This is a genomic window from Actinokineospora inagensis DSM 44258 (genome assembly GCF_000482865.1).
Lineage (GTDB): Bacteria > Actinomycetota > Actinomycetes > Mycobacteriales > Pseudonocardiaceae > Actinokineospora > Actinokineospora inagensis.
Map to the genome: position 1 here is coordinate 1 of NZ_AXWW01000026.1, position 21266 is coordinate 21266.

Below are 21266 nucleotides of genomic sequence, written 5' to 3' on the forward strand. Positions count from 1 at the left end.
GCTAGTGGTGCTGCTCAGAAGGTTGGCCCGGTAACTGATCTTGGTGGTGGGTCCGCCAGGCTGGTCCCGCAGGTCGACTGTGGGAGGTGGTTGTGGCGCGGAAGGCGAGTGTGTTCGTGCGCCCGGTGTCGATGGACGAGGGCCGGAGGTTGGCACGGATCACCAGGACCTCGAAGGACCCTGTGCGGTTGCGGCGGGCGATCGTGGTGCTCATGTCCGCCCAGGGCCAGGCGGTGGCCGACATCGTGTCGTTGCTGCAGGTCAGTGACGGTTATGTGCGTGATGTGATCCACGCGTTCAACGAGCGGGGGTTCGACGCGCTGGACCCAAAATGGAGAGGGGGACGCCCGAGGAGGATCGGTGAGCAGATCCGCAAGCGGATCTGTCTGATCGCCAGGACGTCTCCCGCCGATTGGGGCATCACGGCGTTCGGCACCTGGTCCCTGTCGAAACTCAGGGACCACCTGCTCGGCCGGGGCACCGTTGTCGCGCTGAGCCGCGAGACCCTGCGCCGCATCCTGCGCGAGGGCGGGGTGTCCTGGCAGACCACCACAACCTGGAAAGCCTCCAACGACGCCGGCTTCATCGCCAAGATGCAGCGGATCCTCGACCTCTACGACCACCGGCCCGAAGGCGGGCGGGTCATCTGCATCGACGAGTTCGGCCCGCTCAACCTCCAGCCCCGCAAAGGCAAAGCCTGGTGCCCGCGAGGCAAACCCGCCCGACTACGAGCCACGTTCAACCGCAGCGACGGCGTGATGCACATGATCGCCGCCCTCGACCTCGCCACCGGGAAGCTGCACTACCGGATCCGGGCCCGCAAACGCCACCGTGAACTCCTCGATCTGCTTCAGTCCTTGCGGAACCGCTGGCCGGATCAGCGCCTGCACCTGGTCATGGACAACTTCTCCCCGCACCGCCACCCCAAGGTCCGGGACTGGGCCGCGGCCAACAATGTCGAGCTGGTGTTCCTGCCCACCTACTCGTCCTGGCTCAACTGGATCGAGACCGAGTTCGCCGCACTGCGCTACTTCGCTCTCAACGGCACCGACCACCGATCCCACGAACAACAGAACCAGGCGTTGGCAGCCCACATACGCTGGCGCAACACCCACTCCCAGCCCAAGACCGGATTCGCCATCGACTCACCCATCCGAACCTGGACCCATTACCCCACCAAGGTTGCGTGACACACCACTAGTCGTCTTCGATGTCGCCGGTGCGCCACAGGTTGATCGTGTATCTCTCGTGGGAGACTTCGTTGCCGGCCGGATCAGCGTTCGGGCGGTGCTGTTCGGCCAAGGTCCGGCCGCTGTGTTCGACCACGGCGGCGTAGGTTCCGGGGCCAGTGGGCAGTCGGATGTCGACCGCTTCCGCGGTGGGTGAGGACAGCACGACCAGACCGGTGGCGAACTCCACTTCGAGCAGCGCCGTGAGCCCCGCACCGTCGCCCTGCGCGGTTACGGCCGGATCTGTGTCCCACAAACGAAGACCCACTGCGACAGGCAGTTCAGCCTGTGCGCACACCAGGTAGAGCTCCGCACCGGTGCTCGTCGCCACCGTGGCGTAGGCCTGGCCGAGGGCGTTGTCCGGGTCGTGCCCGGCGTCCGCGTCGGCGTCGCGCAGGCTGAGGATTCGGTACGCCGGGGTGAGAACAACGTTGTGTTCGTCAAGAAGGTTCGGCATGGGGTGTGTGGCCGTTTCGGTGCGGTGCTGGGGCGACCCGGGCAGTCTAGGGTCGCCCCAGCACCCGCGCTCAGCCGGTGAGGGCGATGAAGAACGCGTCGTTGTCCAGTACCCGGTTGGCTCCGTAGAAGTTCGCCAGCAAGGTGCCGCCCCGACCGTTGTCAGCGGCCGGGATGGGGCGGGCCGATCCGTTCCACAAGCCGGGTTGGTTGCCGGTGGACTCCGCTGCCCCCTCGTAGGTCGACTGGAACGGGTACTCGTCGCACTCCATCCCGCCTGCGGCGTAGTTGGTACCCCAGACGTTGGTGCACAAGCGCACCGCGGCATCGTGGTTGGCCCGGCGTTTGGTCGGGTCCATCAGCCGGTGCAGCGGCGCGTTCTCGCCTGGGGCGTTCTTGCCGATGACCGCGGGGAACGTGCGCTCGGGGTGGTGGAGGGTGTCGTCGACGTGCCTGGCCTCCTCGTCGGCGCCTTCACCCGTGCGAGCGAGGGCGAAGCGGGGCACGTGGTCGGTGAAGACCGTGCCCTTGTACTTGCCGTTGCCCAGCGCCGAGTCGGCACTGTCGAACCGCACGTGGTTGATCGCTTCGGTGTCCTTGTAGAACGGGGCTGTGCGGCCATCGCGGTATTCCCCGGTGAAGCCCACGGTCTCGGTCAGGGGGACTGTCTTGTACGGGCCGGTGCCTGCGGTGTCGGGAGACGTGATGGTGACGGTGTCCATCGTCGAGCGCGCGTACCACCCGGCGATGGTGTCTGCCCGCGACAGCCCCGCCGGGCACACCAGGTCAGTGCCGCGGCAGTCGAGCCTAATGGTCAACCAGGTGAGCTCGTTGCTCATGGTGGTCGACTGGTGGACGTTCTCGACGCTGGTCACGTAGTCCACGCGGCGGCTGCCGTCGTAGGCGAACGCCAGGATCCACAGCTCGAAGTCGAAGTACCCCAGGTATGAGCCGTTCGTGTTGTACAGCGACACTTTCTCGGTGTAGTGGTGGCACTGCTCGAACCGGCTTCGGGCCCACCCCTGCACGCGGCCCGCCTCTGCCTGGTGAGCGGCGCACTCGCCGCGCAGGTCGGTGACCGCCTGCGCCGACACTCGCGAGGCAGGGGCCGCCGCCGCGGACGTGGCGGCGGGGACGACCGAGACCAGCAGCGCACCAACGGCGGCCAGAAGGGTGACAGCACGGCGCATCATCGCGTGCCTCCCAGACGTGCGTTGACCAGCCGCTGGGCCTGCTGCTCGAGGCCGGCGGTGTCATGATCCGGTCGCTGGTGGCGCTCAGACCCATCTGCCCGGACATACCCGACAGCAGCCACCCGGTCATCAGGTGGTGCGACGAGGGCCCCGGTTGCCCCCCGGTCGTGCCGACCTTCGCGAAGTCGTAGAACACGTCCCATGTCGAGCAGTTGCCGCAACTCGGGATCGCCATGAACGTGTGCAGACGCCCGTCCGGGGCGGACAAGGCGGTGCCGACGTTGTGGTAGAGGTAATCGTTGCTGTAGTCGACCCAGTACGGCTGGAACACCGTGCCCGTGCTCGAGTAGCGCATGTCCAGACCAAACGCGAACGACTTGGTCATGGCGTCATTGGTGAAAAACTCCGTCTCGTTGTAAAAGTCTGCCGAGATCCGACGCCGAGTACGGAAACAATGGCAGCACAAATAAAGCCACGTAGGGCCAGACGTCGCATGGACGCTAATTTCTTGTCCCCAGTGGGCGCAGTCCCCAATCGCCGCACCCAGCCGGGCAAAGATTACCCACAAATATCACTACCAGGTAGGAAAGTTCCGCCCTCTACCCCGTATGGCCCAGTCCTGGATACCGCTCTGCTGCGACGGCAGGCACCCCAGCCGCCGGGGCCGGGCGACACCGTCGCCGCACTCACCGTCCTGGCCGCGCCGCACGGCCGCGCCACGACAGCAGGCCTGCTCCCACCGCCGGCACCAGCAACCCGGCACACCACCACCGCCGCGATGCCACACCGTCCGAGCAATCAACGAGCACCGCGCCCACGTCGCCGGACACCAGCCTCTGCGGCCGCCCCGATGAGCCACCACCCAGCAACGCCGCGACTTCGTCCGACCGACCCCACGCCGTCACCGTCACGGCCCTGCCTGCGACGGCTCCACCGACGTCAACGACAACCACAGGACACCGGAGACGATCACCACAGCCACCGCGGCCCACCCCGCCCGACCCTTCACGCGAACCCCCTCCCACACGCCTCGACAACACCTGAGTCTTCGGCCTGCGGGCGACCGGCTCACCCCGTGCCCCACCCAACCGGAATGCGGGCGCCGGGCCCGACACCAACGTGATCACCATCGGCGTCGGCGGGCACAGCATCCCACCGGACTCGATCGCGGCGACCTGCCTCACCCTCGGCGCCACCGAGCTCAACCCGACGCGACCCCGTGCAAGAACCTCCGTGAGGCATGGCAACACCATCCTCACGCGGAAGGAACTCGAAGCCGCATTCGACCGCGCCACCCTGGATGACTACGACCTGCTGGAAGCGTTACGCCGAACGGCCTCCGCTCGCCGGCTGGCGTCGATGGCTCCCGCATGTCCTCAACCGGCAGCACGGCAGCACAGTTCCGGACCACGTGGAACTCTGGCCAGGTCACGAGCGGCCAGCCCTTGTGCGTGCCGACAACTACCTCCCTGCAACCTCGCCCAGTCGTCGCCAGTGAACAACAGAGCCGTGCGGAGGATCCCGCTCACGACGCGGTCGCCTTGACGTGATCGGGTAACACCCGGCTCCCGTCCGCAGACCAAAGGGGCGGAGACCCCTCTCGTAGTCACTCGTGGCGTGGGCCGCGCGAAGGGGTGCGCCACCGAAGGAGCATCGTGGAAACAGGTTCAGCAGCGGTCGTGTCGGGCGGGGTCGGACTCGTGGTCATCGCCATCGGCCTGCTCGTCGCGTCGTCGACCAAGGGTGAACTCCTGCTCGCCAAGGTGTTCCACCCGCGCAAGGGCACGTCGTTCGACCAGGCGACCGCACGGACTCTCAGGCGGCTCGGTACGGCCGCGCTCGTCCTGGGGGTGCTGGTGGCGCTCGCACCACTGGTCGCAGCGCCCGCGACCACGTCTGCCGGACAGGCTGGCCCCGCCGCGACCGCTACGGCCGGCACACCGATGCCGACAACCGCGGATCAGTCGTCAATACCCTCTCCGGCCGCGCGGAGCAGCTCCGCCTCCGCGGCGGGCGAGTACCTCACGCAGCTCCAGCAGCTCGGACAGCGAACCCCCACCGGCCTCCAGGTCGGCCCCGTGCGGATGAAGGGAACGGAGTACGTACAAGGTCTCCGATTCCTCTGCCAGAACACGGTCACATCAGTGGTCTATGACGTGTCAAAAGCGAAGAACCTCAAGGCCACGGTCGGTGTTCCCGACGATGCCAAGTACCAGACCTCCGGCGTGAATCCGACGATCACGTTCTACAAGGACAACTCCACGGTCGCGCTCGGGCCGCCGATCGTCGCGAACCTCGGAAGTCCGACACCCGTCTCCATCGACTTGGACGGTGCGGTGCAGTTGACGATCTCGTGCTCGACGAACACGCCGGGCACGACGTTCTCGGACGTCGCGCTGGGTGACGCGACACTCAGCCGGCCTTGACCGGCCCGGCCCGGTGGAACACCCTCACGGAGGCGCGCCCTGGCGCACGTACTGCAACCGCCTGCAGCCCCCGCCGACAGTCGATCGACGTCCTTCGACCGGCTTAGCCATCAATGCGATCTCCTGCCCGGCGACGAAGTCGCCGGGCAGGAGATCAACCCCGCTACCGGTCACGGATATCGCGCGGCGCGTCCCCAACCCAACGAGCGGCCGTGGCCACCACACAAACCTCTCATTCCGACGACCGGAACCCGAACGTGCGCTCGACCACCAGGCTGCCTGTCGGTGTGCGGGCTCAGGAGATCCTTGACCGATCGTTCTCGGGACATGCTTGACGGATTCTCTCCGATCGTGATCTTGTCGCTCTTGATCGAGTAGGCGGATCAGAGGCGGATGGTTGTGGATCAGCAAGCGCAGGTGGAGTACCGCTACCGAGCAGTGTGCGACGTGCTGGGCGGGTCGCCGATCGGCGAGGTCGCGGCCAGGTATGGAACCTCGCGGCAGTCGCTGCACACCTGGCGGCAACGCTTCCAGCAGGAAGGCATGCCAGGTTTGTCGGACCGCTCGCGGCGTCCGCGTACCAGCCTGAATCGCACTGCGGCCGAGGTGGAAGCGTTGATCTGCCAGCTGCGGCGTGATCATCCTCGGTGGGGTGCTCGCCGGATCAGCTACGAGCTCGGCCGCAGTGGCGTCCAGCCGGCGCCGTCGCGGGCGACCACGCACCGGGTGCTGGTGCGCAACGGCCTGATCGATCCGCAAGCCCAGCAGCACAAGCGCAAGTACCGGCGCTGGCAGCGCGCGGAGCCGATGCACCTGTGGCAGCTCGACATCGTCGGTGGCGTGCCCCTGGCCGATGAACGGCAGTGCAAGATGGTCACCGGGATCGACGACCACTCGCGGTTCGTGGTGATCGCGGCGGTGGTCGCGGTGCCTACGGGCCGGGCGGTGTGTGAGGCGTTCACCGCGGCGATGCGCCGCTACGGGGTGCCCTCAGAAGTGTTGAGCGTCAACGGAAAGCAGTTCACCGGCAAGTACACCAAGCCGCTGCTGGTTGAGGTGCTGTTCGAGCGGATCTGCCGGGACAACGGCATCACCGCGCGGCTGACCAAGCCCCGCTCACCGACGACCACCGGCAAGATCGAGCGGTTCCACAAGACGCTGCGCGAGGAGTTCCTCGACCATGTCGCACCGTTCGAGTCCATCACCGCCGCGCAGGAAGCCATCGACGGGTGGGTCGCCGGTTACAACCACCAGCGGCCGCACCAGTCGCTGGACATGGCCACCCCGGCCAGTCTGTTCCGCCCCAACGGGCCCACCCGGCTCGAAGTTCCCCCGTCCACATCGGACGAAGCTACGCCTGATCTGGCGGTCGACGTGATCGAGCCACCCACGCCCGCCCCGGACGGGATGGCCGTGGAGTTCGAGGCACGCGTGCCGCCCAGCGGCGAGCTCAGCGTGCTGTCCGGGCGGCAGAAGGTCTCGCTGCACCAGGCGATGGCCGGGCGGACCGTCACCGTCTGGGCCGACCAGCGCAGCGTCCACCTCAGCTGCGATGGGCACGTCGTGCGTCGTGCGCACCATCGTCTCCCGGCTGCGGCCCGAGGATCTTCGCCACCTGCTGATGCGCGGAGCCCGCACCGCCGGACCACAGCCAGCACTACCCGCCCTGCGCCGACGTGACGGCATCCCCGTACTGCCCGAGGGCGGCGCGGTCGAGATCGAGCGCACGGTCAACAAGGACGGTGTCGTCACCATCGCCGGCACCACGCACCTGATCAGTTTCGCCCACGCAGGCCGCAGAGTCGCGCTGCGACTGGACGGCCATCTGATGCACGCTGTGCTCGACAACGCCCTCATCGGCAGCAGGCCCTGTCCGATCCCCGCCGACCAGCTCGCGCGGCTGCAGGGCGCCAGTACACCGTCCAGTCCGCTGCCCCCACCACCGTTGCCCGCGGGATCGCTGCGCGCCCAACGACGGGTCCATGCCAGCGGCCGCATCCTCGTCGGCGGCCAGCGGATCAAGCTCGGGCCGCGTCACCGCGGCAAACTGGTCACCGTGGTCATCGAGGACACCCACCTGCGTGTCCTGCACGGCGACGAAGAGATCGCTGTCCGACCCCGTCAGAGCCTCAAACCCATCACCCGACTGCACGTCACCGGCAAAAGCGTCACGCCCGGCTGACGTCAAGCATGTCCCGACGACAAAACGTCAAGCATGTCCTGAGCCCATACACTTGGCGCGAAGTGTGCCGGTGGCCGAGACGTCCCGCATTTCCTTGCGGCGCGACAGTTGGTCATAGCTGTAGGCAAGTACTACGCCGCGCGCGTCCGTGCTGGTAGCGATCCGACCCGCGTCGTCATAGGTCATCGTGGTGACGCCCTTGGCCGGATCTTCCGTCCGTGTCTTAAGACCGCGCAGATCGTAGAAGAACCGGTTCACGGAGCCCGTGGGATCGGTGATGGTGGAAAGATCGCCCCTGGCTGTGTATGTGTAGTCGGTGCTCTGGTAAGCCCCGGTGGGCGATGTGCCAAGGTAGTGCCGGGTCTGAGTGGTCTTGCCCCGAGCGTCGGTGACCGTCGTGGTCGGTGTGCCACCGTCGGGCGGGTCTACGTCGACTCGCGCGGGCCGGGTGCTGTGCGTGAGCGGGTGCGGTTGGGGGCGGGCGATGTGGCCGTTGCAGACCGCGAAGGCCACGGACTCAACAGATTTACGACGATCGTAAAGCTTCTACGCCGATCATGAATCCAGACGGACAGCCCTACTGGACCAAAGGCATGTGATAAAGGGCCAGCATCCGGTAGCCTGATCCACAGCGGCGGGTGGCGGCCCGTGGGGACCGTTCAGCGGTCGCTGTGCCACTCGTGCACGTTATCCGGTGGGTCGATCGGGGAGGCCGGTTCATGGTCGCGACGGTGACGGAGCTGGAGACCCGGCGGACGGGGGCCGGTGCGTCGGCGGGCAGGCTGTGCGCACGTCGGTCGACGCCTTCCTCCACTCGCCGAGGGTGAGGACGAACCCGAGCACGCCGCGCGCCTACACCGGCGTGCTCGACCTGGTTGCCGCACCCGCCTGACTAGGCACGTGATCACCGATACGCCAATGGTTCGGTTCCTCGGCACGTCCGGCCACGTCGGCGGGAACCGGTCACCCGAGATGAGGTCATATGGGCAACGCCGAGGCCAACCCGAACCCGTCGCTTGCGATATCCCGCCGGACCCTGTTGCGGGGAACCGGGCTCGCCCTCGGCGGCACGGCCCTGGTCGACGGGACCGCCGACGCGCACCCACCGGGCGTCCCGGGCCCTGGCAGCCCGGTGCGCCCGATCCCGGTGCCCGAGCAGGTCCCGGCTGCCCAGGGCTTGTTCCAGGTGCCCGGGGCGCGGCTGTGGTACTGGGACACCGGCGGGCCCGGTGAGCCGGTGGTTCTGCTGCACGCTCTGAGCGGTAGTGGCGAGAGCTGGCCGTACCAGCAGCCGTACCTCGCCCGTGCGGGGTACCGGGTCATCGGCTACTCGCGTCGGGGGTACGCCAACTCGCCGGTGCAGGACCCGAACGACCCGAGGACCGGCATCGAGGACCTGCACGACCTCGTGGACTTCCTGGGCATCGGGAGGTTCCACGTCGTCGGCGTTGCCGGTGGCGGCTGGTACGCGATGGACTACGCGCTCAACCACCCGGACCGGTTGCACAGCCTGGTGATCGGCGCGTGCGTGCTTCAAGTCCAGGAGCAGGACTACCAGGACATGGTGGAGCGGTTGCGCTCGCCCGAGGTCGACGCGCTGCCCATCCACTTCCGGGAGTTGGGCCCGTCCTACCGCGCGATCGACCCGGACGGTGTCGCCAGGTGGCTGGACATCCAGCACCGGGCCGGACCCAACGGGATCGTCCAGCCCAGGGCGACCTCGCTGAACTGGGCCGTGATCGAACGGCTCACCGTGCCCACCCTGCTGCTGTGGGGGGACGCCGACCCGCACACCTCACCACCGGTGCAGCGCCTGCTGGCCGGGCACTTCCGCAGGGTGAGCACCGTGGTAGCCAACGAGTGCGGGCACAACGTCCACTGGGAACGGTCGGACGTGGTCAACCCCGTGCTGCTGAACTTCTTCCGGGCCAACCGGCACTGAGAGCGTGTTTGAGATCCACCGTGCGGCGAGTGGGTGTGGTCCGAGTCGGGTTGCGGCGTGTCCGTGGGGTGATGCGGTCGGTCATGGTGGTGGTGGCCCTGCGGGTATTGGCCTCGGAGGTGGCGTTCGTGGTCGCGGGCCAGGCGAAGGTCCGTTCGACCGCCCATCGTCGGGGGATGACCGCGAACCTGTCCGGCCCGCGGGTTTGGGCATGATCTCGATCGTGGTCCGCTAGGTGCGGGCCCGGTCGACCAGGGCGCTGGCGGAGTCGGTGTCGGCGAACAGGTACCGGACGCGGCATCTGGTTTTTGGCCATGATCTGTCGGTGGCGCGGCTGCTCCCACCGGGTGAAATACCAGTACACCGTCTCCAACGGCGGAAAGTCAGCGGGCAACGCCCGCCACGCGCACCCGGTGGCCACCACGTACAGGATCGCGTCCACGATCCCCGACGATGATGCTTCTCCGGCCGACCACTCCGCCGATGACTCGTCGGGGACGATCGCACCTACGCGCAGACCGTGACGTTGGACGACGAGCGGGACACCGACCAGGTGCTGTCGAACTGGCCCACGCTGTTCTTGTTGTACCAGGACTTGGACACGTAAGCGGACCCGCCGCCCGGCGCCGTGAGGGTCGCGCACTGGCTTTTCCAGCGCCGCTGCGGGCGCGGCCTGGGCCACAACGGGTGCAAACAGCGCAGTCAGGTTTATCGTTGCTTCCTCTCGGTTCCTCGTTTGAGGCCTCCCTGTGCTGGTCGGAGACTCGGTCGCTAGCCTGAGCTGCTGTTGTGTGATGTTCGTTGATTGGTGGTCCGTGGCTGTTCGACTGTTGTACGGACTCCTGGTTCAGGTGTTGTCCTAGCTGGCGCTGTTAGGCCGAAGTTCGGCTTCCAAGGACGCGGAGATACTCGTGCTACGCCATGAGGTGGCGGTTCTGCGCTGTACCAACCCAACGTCCACGGCTGGACTGGGCCGACCGGGCGGTGCTCGCGGCCCTGTCTCGGCTGCTACCGAGGTCCCTGCGGGCCTGTCGGATCGTCACGCCTGCAACCTTGCTCCGGTGGCATCGCAGACTCGTGACCAGGAAGTGGTGTCATCCGAAACCGCCGGGCCGTCCTCCGATCAGCGACGAGGTCGTTGCCTTGGTCGTCCGTCTGGCGAGGGAGAATTCGACCTGGGGCGTGGTCCGGTGTAGCGCAGCAGGCGCTGCTGTCGGCGGTCATGTGCAGGGCGGTGCAGAAGACGATAACGTCCTCGTGGCCGATCAGGTGCAGCGGCAGACCCGCGGCGCGCGATCGGCCGGGTTCCCATACCGGAGGCGACTCTGCCCCGCCTAACCTGGGCGTTGGCCCCTGGCTCAGGAGGAATTCGTGCTCCTGCCCCGGGCCCATCCGCTCACAACACCGCCTGCCGACCCGGAACCCGGGTCGGCAGGCGGTGTCAGTGGCTACTCCGTCGGCGGGGGAACCAGTCTGACGGTGAAGGTGGCGAACCGTGCCGCGAGGGTGCGCAGCGTGTCCACCCGCAGGACGGCGCCGAACTGGCCGTTCGAGGCGATCTCCAGGACCGCGGTTTCCCGTGGCCCGTCGGTGGCCGCCAGTTCGCGGAGTCGGTCGGCGATCAACTCGCTGGTCGACTCCGAGGTGTGGTCCTCGATCTCCTCGACGGCGGCAGCGGTGTCCGATTCGGCGGACAGGCGCAGCCACTTGGTCGAGTTCGCCCGTTCGGGGGCCTCGTCGGTGGCGGGTGGGTAGGCGTCGAGCACGAACTGGAGGTTCAGGTCGGCGCACCGGGACAACAGGTCGGCGGGGAATGGGAACGAACTGGTCTCGCGGGTGTCGGGGGAGAACAGGCCGACGAACAGATCGGCGTCATCAAAGGCGTCGACCTCCCCCGCGAGGACGGTGACCGCGGCCCCGAGCACGGTCGCCGGGTCATCGCCCGCCGACCCGAGGTCGACGGACAGCACGCCGTTCCCTGCCCGGCTCGTCCAGGATTCCCGTTCCGCCGCCGCGGTCAGCCGTTCGGCGAGGTCGGCCGGGGGGTCGAAGACCCGGAGACCGACTTCGCTCCACGGGGCTTCCGCGCCGCTGTTGTCGTGTGACATCAAGGTTTTCACGCTCCGGCTCAGAGGACGACGGCGCAGGCCGGGGCCGCCGGGCCGCACAGCGGTGAGGCGAGTTTGCCCAACCACCACAGTAGGGCACCGGTCGAGACGATCGCGGCGCCGCCCGCGACGATCTTGCCCGTGTTGTTGCTGCTCCCGGCGGAGGCCGCAGGGGCCGGGAAGTACGGGGGTTGGGACCTGGCCAGGCTTTGCAGGTGCTTCATCTCCATTTCGTCCCAGATGTTGCCGATGACCTCTTCGCTGCCCTTAACCCGTGCGTCGCCGTTGTGCACGTTGATCTCCAGGTCCGGGTTGCGGTGGACCCGGTTGCCCACACCGTGGCGCTTGAGGCGGTGGATCGCGTCCTTGACCTGTCTCCTCGACCGTCCGAGGTGGTGGGCGATGCGGCGCTCGTGATGCTCCCAGTGGCTGTGAGACTTCTTCTTGTGGCCGTCGAGGTCGGTGCTGTTGATCGGGTCGCCGGTGACGTAGTCGTAGGCGTTGGCCGAACCGCCGTCGACCGGGTCGACCGACAGGAACCGGCCGAGCAGCGGGCTGTAGGGCCGGGCGCCCATTTCCACGATGGACAGCGCGCCCGCATGCTCGTAGGGGCGTTGGTGTTGGCCGAGCCAGCCGAAGTCGTTGTTGCCGGGCTGGTTGTCGGGGACGGCTTGCGGGTCGACGGCGCCGCTGGTGTTGATCGGGTTGCCGTAGGGGTCGTAGGTGCGCAGGGCGCCGGTCTGGGTGCCAGTGGTGCCCGCCGTGAGGGTGAGGTTGCCCCGGATGTCCGGGTAGTCCCAGGTCGCGGGGGTGGAGGAGTTGCGGACGGTCAGATCGACACCGCCGGGGAGCGTGACGGTCCAGGTCACGATGTTGTGGGCGGTGTCGAGGGTGGCGGTGGCCAGGTCGGGGTTGCTGGAGTAGCCGTAGAGCACGGTGCCGGTCGGGTCGCCCTGGGTGGCGTCGCGGCGGACGATCCGGTCGAGGGCATCGCGGGTGTAGGAGACGGCGCCATTGACGGTGGCCCCGGTGGTGCTGAGCAGGATGGTGAACGCGGCGTTGAGCATCCCCGTGTACAGGTCAGCAGCCTGCAACCCGTCGTAGTCCCGGCCGGCGACCGCAACGTTCTCGGTGACCGACCGCCAGGGCACCCCCACCGGCGAGCACTACCCCGGACACACCATCTGGATGTAGTCCAACGCCGCCCGATGATCATGCCCCCGGACGTGCGCCAGTCTGGCCACCGTCCCGCACCGTCCGCCTTCCCACTCCCGCGCCGCGTAGTTGTAGCTGACGGCCAGATCGACGCGCATGGTCACGTTGGCGCGGATGTTCGCCTTGTCGATCAACACGTACACGACCGCCACACCGAGACAAAGATCAAAGAAGTCACCGGGAACCGAGACAGCAGAAGGCCATCATGACCTGAGACACAGGCAGGCTCAGAACTCCGCGCGCTCCAGGACAAGCCCGTCCAGTCACGCGCCGTCGGATCCCGGACCACGTCAAGAACCGAGGCGTGGTCAACCGAGCGCGTCACCCGGGGGTCCCGACCACCCCGGAGAAGCCGACCCGCCTCCAGGAGCCGCTTGTTGTTACCGGAGGACTTGACCCACCCGCCAGGCGTCCGCCCGAAGTTCGCCGTCGGCAAACGACCGCCGGACACCACCACACTCCGCCGCCCTGAGCCCCACGGACCCGTGGTCAATCTCGGGTGTGGCTGGGCAAGTCGGGCTCCGCCGGGCGCGGTGCGTGGCATAGTCGTCACACAGCGGTTGAGGGGAGAGGAAGACCTGTGGCGGAGAACCTGGGCAACGTGCTTCCGGTGTACGTGGTCGCGGATGAGTCGGCGTCGATGGGCCCGGTGGTCGGGGAGCTCAACTCGGGGTTGGCGGAGTTGCACCAAGCACTGTTGCGGGAGCCGATGGCCGCGGCGAAGGTGCGGTTCACGATCCTCGGGTTCGCCGACGACGTGCAGGTTCGGCTGTCTCTGGCCGACCTGCGCACCGAGTCCGCGCTGCCGGTGTTGACCACCCGGTCAACAACCAGCTACGGCGCCGCGTTCGGCGAACTGCTGCACCGGATTCCGGCGGACATAGACGCGCTCAAGTCCCAAGGGTACTCGGTTTACCGGCCTGCCGTCTTCTTCCTCACCGACGGCCAGCCGACCGACGAGCCCGCCTGGCGCGATCCCTACGAGCGCTTGGTGGACAAAGAAATCACCCACGCGGCGCCGAACATCATCGCGTGCGGGATCGGCGCCGCGCGAGCGCGCACGATCCTGGAGGTGGCCACCCGGCCGGAATTCGCCTTCATCGGGGCGCCTGGAGTCGAGTTGGGTTTGGCGATCGCCGAGTTCAGCGTGGCGCTCACCAAGAGCATCGTCGCCTCCGCGCGTGCCGCGGCGGCCGACCGGACCGAGCTGGTCGTCGAGCGGCCGAACAGCTTCGTGATGGCCGTCGACGTTGTCTGAGCTGAGTGATCCGTTGGTGATCGGCACGCCGGTCGCCGTGTTCGAGCCGCGCCCGCCGCACCGCACCGGCTACCGGCCCGACACCGCGGTCGACGGGTGGTCCAGCGCGGAACTGACCGTGCGTGGCGCCTCGGTGCGCGGCTACCAACACCGCCACGACGGCAGTCCACGGCAGGACGACTTCGCGGTGTCCTGGCACGCGGCCAGCGGCGCGGTCGTCGCGGCGGTCGCCGATGGCGTCTCCAGTGTCGAGCTGGCCCACTTGGGCGCCACGTTGGCATGCCGCAGTGCGACCGACCAGTTGCTGCGCCGTCTGGACGAGGGTGCGGAACCCGACTGGCCGGAGTTGATGCGCTGCGCGAGTTGGGCGTTGGTGGAGTTCGCCCGCGCCCAACCTGGCGACGACGAGCCCGCCGCGCGGGCCGGGCGACTGCTGTCAACCACGGTGGTGGTCACGCTCGTGCGACCGCGTCCGGACGGTTCCGCGGTGGCGTCGGTGTGCCGGGTCGGAGATTCGACGGCCTGGGTGTTGGCCGGGGACCGGTGGGCGCCGGTGTTCCAGGCGACCGAGACCGACACCGCCGAGGTGGCCACCGTCGCCCTGCCGCACGTGCCGCACGAGCTCCGGGCGGAGGTCGTCGAACTGCCGGTGGGGTCGGTGCTTTTGCTGGGTACCGACGGTGTCGGGACCGCGCTGGGCGACGGATCCGGATCAGTAGGCGACGCGTTCGCCGCCACGCTGGCCACTGCCCCGCCCCCGTTGGAGTTCACCCGGCTGCTGGACTTCTCCCGGGAGACCTTCGACGACGACCGGACACTGTTGGCGGTGTGGCCGAGGGGCGGGCGGTGAGCACGGCAACCGACATCCCCGAGGTCGACGTGCGCGGTCTCGGGCCGATGCGATTGCTCGGTTCCGGTGGCCAGGGCAAGGTGCAACTGCTCGTCGACCACGCCGATGGTCAGGACCCCCTGGTGTACAAGGAGTACAGCAATCGGGTGATCGACGAGGTCGACGTGGACGCGTTGCGCCACTTCGTCGGGTTCGCGCACGGCCTGGCGCCGTCCGCGCGCTCGGCGCTGCTTGCCCGACTGGCGTGGCCGCAGGTCGTGGTCCGCAAGGACGGTGTGGTCAGCGGATTCCTGATGCGCAAGGCACCTGTGGAGTACTCCACACGGATGCGGTTCGGCTCGCGGACGACCGAGGAACTGGCGCTGGTGCAGTACCTGCTCAACCCGCCCGCCTACCTGGCCGACCGCGGCCTGCGAGTGACCGCGCCGTTCCGGCTGGAGTTCCTGCACGACACCGCCGAGGCGCTGGCCATGCTGCACGGGATGGGCATCTGCGTCGGCGACCTGTCGCCGAACAACATGTTGTTCAGCATGACCGCACGCCCACGCAGCTTCTTCATCGACTGCGATGCGATGCGCCTGGCCGGTGCGAGCGTGCTGCCGCAGGTGGAAACCCCCGACTGGCAGATCAGCGCCGTGGGCGCGGAAGATCTGGCGACCCCGCAGAGCGACTCGTACAAGTTGGGGCTGCTGGCCGTGCGGGTGTTCGCCAGTGACCAACAGAGCACCGACTTGCGGTCGGTGCCGGTCCGGTTGCGCGCCAAGGTGACCGCGAGCCTGTCACAAGATCCGCTCGAGCGGCCGACCCCGAGGTCGTGGGTCGGTCCGCTGACCACGGCCCTGCGCGAACTGCCCGCCGAACCCACCGAGTCCCCTGAGCCCACCCCAGAGCCCACTGTCCCGATGTCAAGGCCCGCGACCCAAGCGCGGGCCAAGCAGCGACGTGTTGCGTTGTGGCAATGGGCGGCGATCCCGCTGTCGCTCATCCTGGTCGCGGTGTTGGCGATGATCTTCCGCAGCTCCGACAAGCCGACCTCGGGTCCCGCGCTCCCGCGCTACCAAGGGATCTATCCATCCTATACCCGCCAACTTCCATCGCTCTACGTCCCGCCCATGACCCGCCTCACCCTCCCGACGATGGACCCCCTGCCCGACATGCCGTGTGTGTTCGCCGCGGTCGCCAGTCCCGATGTCCACGGCGGTGACGGCCTCACCAAGGCGAGGTCCGCGATAAATTCACTGGTCTGCGAGGTGAACGCCGCCAAGTTCATCATTCGGATAGTGCTCGAGGAACTCGCGGCAAAAGGCCCCTACGACAGCGGTGGCCGGATCATCGGTTTCTGGGGCGAGGGGACTTCGACGCCCCGTGCCACGGTTTCCCTGGCGACCAAGGCGGGCGGGTGCGTGCTGGCGACCGTCCGGTTCACCGCGACCTACGAGGTCTCGTCGGTCGCCGTCGCGACCTGCTGAGGCGTGGCGCCCTTGTGGAGCTGGTCGTTGATCGCGTCGGCCACCTCGGGTCGGAGCCCGCCGTCCACCGGGTGCCCCAGCGCTGTGGCCAGTCCGAGGTGACCCAGGTCGACCGTGGTCTCAACAGCACCGCCGAACACCTCGGCCGCCGCCCGACCTCGCCGCCAGCCAACCACACCGGCACCAGCCGAGACCACCGCGCTCGGCCACCAGAACCACGTCGGCGCCAGGTAGAGCACACCCCAACCGACCAGGGTCGAGGCGAGGTCGAGGCGCATCCTGGCCTGTCGCACCAAGCTCCGGTTGTCGGCGTCGAGCCGCTGCCAGAGCCTCGGCCACACCAACGCGAGCGAGAGCCCGTACTGGGCGTCGACGCGGACGTCCACCAAGCGCAGCCGGTCGCCGATCCACGTGGGGAGCGCGGGCAGGTACCGCTCGGGTAGCCGGGTTCCCGCCCGCACAAGCCGTCGGGTCACGCGCTGTGCCCGCAGCCGGGTCAGCGTGCGCGCGGGCCACACCAGAGGACCGCGCCAGCGACCCCACCACAGCGACCGGACAATGCCGCCGAGCCCGCGCGCGGTCAAGCTGGCCAGCCCCGCGCCACCTACCGCGAACGCCGCCCAGACAAGTGCTTCGGTGGGACGGTCCCGCGCAAGGGTGCCCAGGGCACGGGCGGCTTCGGTGACGACGCGCGGGTCGAACGGATGCGCGTCGCCCTGCCGGACCGCGAGCCCGACCACGGCGAGCCACAGCAGGCCGGGCAGCAGAGTGCCTGCGAGCCAGCGGTCGGGCAGCCGCTTGGTTACCTCCCCGATCAGGGCCGTCACCGGGGCGACCCTAGCCGGTGTTGCCGCGCACGAACCGCATCGGTTCGTCGAATATCGCACAGCGCGGCGGGCGGGCCTGCTCGTCGCGGTCGGCCCGGCGGGCGCAGTGCCTGCCGGGGCAGCGGTAGTCGCCGACCAGGGTCGGCGACGGCAGCCAGTCGGTGCGCACCCCCACGTCGGCTGGGTCCTCGCCGCGGTTGGGCGGGTGGGTGACATCGGTTTGCAGGCCGAGTTCGCGGCAGGCGGCCACCGCCGAACCACCACCCGCGACCTCTGCGACATGCATGTCGAGGGCGTCCTCCCAGAAGCCGCGGGCGGCACGCGGGCGCAGGTCTGGCAGCGCGGCGCAGAGCGCCGCCAGCGCCAACCGCTCGGCCTCGGCCCGGTCCGGTGGCACGGCCGTTCACCCCTTTCGAGTCTGTCGCGCGCAGGCTACCGTGGCGAAGATCGACTCTACCCGGGAGCGCACGCGAGGATGGCGGATTCGCAAGCGGCGGTGCTCGCCGACCTGGGAGCGCGGATCGCCCGGTTCGACCGCGACGGGCACCAGACCGAGGTGCTCGACGACGCCGCGCACCGGGCCGCATTGGCGCTCTACGGCGAGGTCGTGGCCGACCGCGCGGGCGGTGTGCCGGTCCTGCGGGTCCTGGGCCGCTGGTTCCTGCGCCACTACAGCGCGTTGCCGCAGGGGGTAGGGCTGCCGTCACTGCGCTCGGCACGGTTGTGCGCGGGCCTGCTGCGTGACCTCGATCCGGCGGCGCTCACTGACGACCTGCGTGCAGTCCTCTCGGGCGAGTCCGACCGGGTGACCGCCGCGCACGCCACGGTCGTGACGCTGCTCGAACAATTCGAGGACACCGGCGATCACACGCGGGTTGCCGCGGCTGGGGTGCTGCTGCGCTCGGTGGAGGCCGAGTTGCCCGCGGACCACCCGCTGCGCCACGGCGTGGCGGATGCGGCCATCCAGCTGTCATCGGCGCAGTTGACCATGCACGCCGACCCGGCTGACGCCGCCGCCTTGCTGCGCGCGGCTCGGACCGCGCTGACCACGCTCGTCCCAGACGCCCCCGGGTTGGTCGACAGCGTCAACACGCTGGCGTGGGCGTTGCTGGTCAACTACGAACTCTTCGGCGATGAGGCCCACCTGCGCGAGGCGTTCACCCTCACCGAGCGACACCTGCGCGACGATCGCGGCAAGCTGGTCGCGCACATCGCCGTGCAGCGGGCCGAGGCGCTGCGGATGCGCTTCGAGAGCACCAACGACATGGCCGACCTCGATCTGTCCGTCGCACTCGCCCGCGAGGCGGTCGCGACCGCACCCAGCGGGCACCCGATCGTCGGGGCGCTGCGGCGAGTGCTCGCGACCTGCCTGATCCGCCGGGTGGAACACCTCGACCGGGCCGACGACCTCACCGAGGCCATCGAACTGTGCCAGGTCATCCGGCCCGCCCTCGGACCAGGCGGGCCGGTGCGGGCAATGTGGTCGGTCAACGAGTCCGCGCTGCTCAACCGGCGGGCGCGCCGCGGCGGCGGGCAGACCGACCTCGACAGCGCGGTGGCGATCGCGCAGGAGGCCCTGGCGATGTCGGAGCGGCTCGACGGGATCCGGCCGATCGCCCTGACCAACTTGAGCAGCGCGCTGGCGCTGCGGTACTGCCAGCACGGTCGGCGCGAGGACTTGGCGGGCGCGATCGAGCACATCCGGGCCGCCATCGCCGCAACGCGCGCCGGTGACACCCGGATCAGCAGGTTGCACGCCCAGATGACCATGCTGACCGCCGTCGCCGCCGAGGGAGGCCAGCCCGGCACCGCCCTCGACGAGGCCATCCAACACGGCGAACAGGCCCTCGAGGTGCTGGAGGCCGGACACGCCCAACGCGCCTCCGCGCTCAACGCACTGGCCGAGGCACACCGCCAGCGCTATCTCGCCGAGGGCGACGAACACGACCTGACCACCGCCGCGGCTCTCTGGCGCACCGCGACGGAACTGCCCGCGGGCAACGCGGGCAGCCGGATGACGGCCGCCCGGTCGTGGCTTGAGGCCGCCCTGCGGCTCCGCGACCTCCCCGGCGCCGCCGAGGCCGCCACCGCCGCGATCCGACTGCTGCCGATACTGGCCGAGCGCGGGCTGGACCGGGCCGGTCAGGAGCGCAGACTGGCTGACGTCGCCGGGCTCGCAGGCCAAGCCGCCGCACTCGCCATACACATGGGAAACCCGGAGCACGCGGTCGAACTGACCGAACAGGGCCGCACAGTCCTGTGGCGCCAGGCCGTGCAGACCCGCGGCGACCTGTCGGTGTTACGCGCGGTGGCCCCAGAACTCGCCGACCGCCTCGATGGCACCCGACGCTCGCTCACGGCCAGCGCGAACGACCCCACGTCGGCCGAACACCACCGCAGACTCGCCGCACGGTGGGAAGAACTTCTCGGGCAGGCCCGGCAACTACCGGGATTCGGCGCGTTCCTGGACACGGTCCCGTTCAGCGAACTGCGCCGAGCCGCAGTGGGCGGCACGGTAGTGATCATCAACGTGAGCCCGGCCCGGTGCGACGCCCTGTTCGTCCGCGCGGACGGGGTGACGGTGGTGCCATTGCCCTGGTTGCGGCTCCCGGACGCACGTCGACGCGCGGACGCTTTGGCAGAAGCAGGCGGAAACCCGGTCGACCTGCGGCAGACCCTGGTCTCGATGTTGCGCTGGCTGTGGGACACCACGGCCGCCCCCGTACTGGCCGCACTGGACACCATGGACGGTCCGGTCCGACACAGGGTCTGGTGGTGCCCGACCGGCCCCATGGCCCTACTCCCCCTGCACGCAGCAGGAAGATACGTCAACAGCGAACGCTGGCGCGTCCGACGGCGACCTACCGTGCCCGACCAGACCGTGTCGTCCTACACAACAGGACTGGGAGCGCTGATCCGCAGCCGACAACGGCAAGGCCGAGTCTCGCGGCTGCTGGCCGTGGGAGTACCGGAACGAGAAGGACGAGCACCGCTGCCCGCCGTGGTCGACGAACTGACCCACATCGCCGCCACCGTACCGGGAACACGCACCCTCCTCGGCCCGGACGCCACACCGGCCGCGGTGCTGTCACAACTACAAGGGCACTCCTGGGTGCACTTCGCCTGCCACGCCACCCAAAACCTGCAACGACCCGGTGAAAGCGCACTACACCTGCACGGCGGCGACCTGTCCGTACTCGACCTCGCCGCCCACGACCTCGGCGCCGCCGAACTGGCCTACTTGTCGGCCTGCCACACAGCAGGCGGCGCGGTCGCCCTGGCCGATGAGACAGTGCATTTGGCCGCCGCCTTGCAGTTGGCGGGATTCCGACACGTGATCGCCACCCAATGGCCGGTGTCGGATCCGATCGCCGCCTCGGCCGCGCAGTCCTTGTACCGACAACTCACCGCGAGCGGCCTGCGGGCGGCCGACGCGGCACGGGGACTGACGGCCACCTCGGCGGCGTTGCGGAAGCGGTACCCGAACGAGCCGGACAGCTGGGCGCCGTTCATCCACATTGGACCGTGATCCTCCACCGCCCGGCTTGCTCGCAACAATGTCGGCTTGGGCACGTGTCGTTCAATCATGGTGGTTGTGTCGCTCATCGGGCGTGGATGGCGCGTCAGCGTGCCACCGCGATGCGGGACCGGCCGAAACCGCGGGAGCCGGAACGTCCGGGTCGTGTCAATGGCCGCTGCGTACCGGTACCGCAGGCGTCGTAGGTGAAAGTGGCGGTGACAGCGCCAGCCGCGTCCACCGTGGCCAGGACACGGCGACACTGGTCCGCGTGCCGTCGCAGACGACGCTACGGGGAGCAGAAATGCACTGCGAACGGCACTGAACTGCCCTCAAAGACTCGGAACAAACGTGCGTTGACCTGCCGAAAATGCGTTTCGGCAGGTCAACGCGATATCGCGTACATAGTTCACACCGAAGGGGTCACTGGTTCGATCCGGTATCGCCCACTGGTTATATCCGCAGGTCAGCGCCCTGCTGGTGGATCACGTTGGTGGGGCGTTGATCGTTTCGGCAGCACGCGGGAGCAGCGTGGTCTGAACCCGATAGACCGAGTCCAACGTGGTGGTGGGTCGTTGTGGTGGTCATGAGTTC

The 21266-nt window shown here is 68.7% G+C and carries 16 protein-coding genes and 2 pseudogenes; 9 read left to right on the forward strand and 9 right to left on the reverse strand.

Annotated features, from left to right (window positions below):
- The first annotated feature begins 92 nt into the window (after nt 1-92).
- Nucleotides 93-1190: an IS630 family transposase gene (locus H504_RS0110900; RefSeq protein WP_245614186.1), complete on the forward strand. Its 1098-nt coding sequence runs from the start codon at nt 93-95 to the stop codon at nt 1188-1190.
- 7 nt (nt 1191-1197) lie between these two features.
- Here H504_RS0110900 and H504_RS0110905 read toward each other — a convergent pair whose 3' ends face one another.
- Both H504_RS0110905 and H504_RS0110910 read right to left on the reverse strand, forming a co-directional pair.
- Nucleotides 1198-1686, reverse strand: coding sequence for a hypothetical protein (locus H504_RS0110905; RefSeq protein ID WP_026422804.1), 489 nt, complete (start codon nt 1684-1686; stop codon nt 1198-1200).
- 70 nt (nt 1687-1756) lie between these two features.
- Nucleotides 1757-2878: a NucA/NucB deoxyribonuclease domain-containing protein gene (locus tag H504_RS0110910; RefSeq protein WP_084467546.1), complete on the reverse strand. Its 1122-nt coding sequence runs from the start codon at nt 2876-2878 to the stop codon at nt 1757-1759.
- 1700 nt (nt 2879-4578) lie between these two features.
- Between H504_RS0110910 and H504_RS0110925 the strand changes: the two genes are divergently transcribed.
- The gene (locus H504_RS0110925) at nt 4579-5304 is read left to right on the forward strand and encodes an NPCBM/NEW2 domain-containing protein (RefSeq protein ID WP_157440344.1); all 726 of its coding nucleotides are present in this window, start codon (nt 4579-4581) and stop codon (nt 5302-5304) included.
- A gap of 393 nt (nt 5305-5697) precedes the next feature.
- Nucleotides 5698-7486 (forward strand): annotated as a pseudogene (locus H504_RS34435) (IS481 family transposase).
- A gap of 27 nt (nt 7487-7513) precedes the next feature.
- Here the strand turns inward: H504_RS34435 and H504_RS0110935 are convergent.
- Nucleotides 7514-7999: an RHS repeat domain-containing protein gene (locus tag H504_RS0110935; protein ID WP_026422807.1), complete on the reverse strand. Its 486-nt coding sequence runs from the start codon at nt 7997-7999 to the stop codon at nt 7514-7516.
- 469 nt (nt 8000-8468) lie between these two features.
- Between H504_RS0110935 and H504_RS0110940 the strand changes: the two genes are divergently transcribed.
- Together H504_RS0110940 and H504_RS41935 are read left to right on the forward strand one after the other, a co-directional pair.
- Nucleotides 8469-9428, forward strand: coding sequence for an alpha/beta fold hydrolase (locus H504_RS0110940; protein ID WP_026422808.1), 960 nt, complete (start codon nt 8469-8471; stop codon nt 9426-9428).
- Nucleotides 9429-9499: 71 nt separating this feature from the next.
- Nucleotides 9500-9643: a hypothetical protein gene (locus H504_RS41935; protein ID WP_169735369.1), complete on the forward strand. Its 144-nt coding sequence runs from the start codon at nt 9500-9502 to the stop codon at nt 9641-9643.
- Between the two features lie 125 nt (nt 9644-9768).
- Here H504_RS41935 and H504_RS41050 read toward each other — a convergent pair.
- The 4 genes and pseudogenes from H504_RS41050 to H504_RS0110965 all read right to left on the reverse strand — a co-directional run.
- A pseudogene (locus H504_RS41050) lies at nt 9769-9908 on the reverse strand (transposase); the annotation flags it as partial.
- Nucleotides 9909-10876: 968 nt separating this feature from the next.
- The gene (locus tag H504_RS0110955; protein WP_026422809.1) at nt 10877-11536 is read right to left on the reverse strand and encodes a hypothetical protein; all 660 of its coding nucleotides are present in this window, start codon (nt 11534-11536) and stop codon (nt 10877-10879) included.
- A 20-nt stretch (nt 11537-11556) separates the two neighbouring features.
- Nucleotides 11557-12693 carry an RHS repeat-associated core domain-containing protein gene (locus H504_RS43005; protein ID WP_051385721.1) on the reverse strand — a complete coding sequence of 379 codons (1137 nt, stop codon included), beginning with the start codon at nt 12691-12693 and terminating at the stop codon, nt 11557-11559.
- A 9-nt stretch (nt 12694-12702) separates the two neighbouring features.
- Nucleotides 12703-12894 (reverse strand): hypothetical protein, encoded by a 192-nt coding sequence (locus H504_RS0110965; protein ID WP_157440345.1) that lies wholly within the window; start codon nt 12892-12894, stop codon nt 12703-12705.
- A gap of 437 nt (nt 12895-13331) precedes the next feature.
- Between H504_RS0110965 and H504_RS0110970 the strand changes: the two genes are divergently transcribed.
- Genes H504_RS0110970 through H504_RS0110980 form a run of 3 tightly spaced genes read left to right on the forward strand, consistent with a single transcriptional unit; the run spans nt 13332 to nt 16328 of the window.
- On the forward strand, nt 13332-14009 hold the full coding sequence (locus H504_RS0110970) for a vWA domain-containing protein (RefSeq protein ID WP_026422811.1): 678 nt from the start codon (nt 13332-13334) through the stop codon (nt 14007-14009).
- A gap of 16 nt (nt 14010-14025) precedes the next feature.
- Nucleotides 14026-14859, forward strand: a complete 834-nt coding sequence (locus H504_RS0110975) for a protein phosphatase 2C domain-containing protein (protein WP_169735370.1) — start codon at nt 14026-14028, stop codon at nt 14857-14859.
- Entirely contained in the window at nt 14856-16328 is a 1473-nt protein-coding gene (locus H504_RS0110980) for a hypothetical protein (RefSeq protein WP_157440346.1), read from the forward strand. Before H504_RS0110975 ends, H504_RS0110980 begins: the two co-directional genes overlap by 4 nt.
- On the opposite strand, the gene H504_RS38575 is transcribed toward H504_RS0110980, so the two are convergent.
- The gene (locus H504_RS38575) at nt 16292-17155 is read right to left on the reverse strand and encodes a hypothetical protein (RefSeq protein WP_051385722.1); all 864 of its coding nucleotides are present in this window, start codon (nt 17153-17155) and stop codon (nt 16292-16294) included. The two genes, H504_RS0110980 and H504_RS38575, sit on opposite strands and share 37 nt — an antisense overlap.
- A 10-nt stretch (nt 17156-17165) precedes the next feature.
- Nucleotides 17166-17552 (reverse strand): hypothetical protein, encoded by a 387-nt coding sequence (locus H504_RS0110990; protein WP_026422814.1) that lies wholly within the window; start codon nt 17550-17552, stop codon nt 17166-17168.
- Between the two features lie 78 nt (nt 17553-17630).
- On the opposite strand from H504_RS0110990, the gene H504_RS38580 reads away from it, so the two are divergent.
- Nucleotides 17631-20684 (forward strand): CHAT domain-containing protein, encoded by a 3054-nt coding sequence (locus H504_RS38580; protein ID WP_051385723.1) that lies wholly within the window; start codon nt 17631-17633, stop codon nt 20682-20684.
- The last annotated feature ends 582 nt before the right edge of the window (nt 20685-21266 follow it).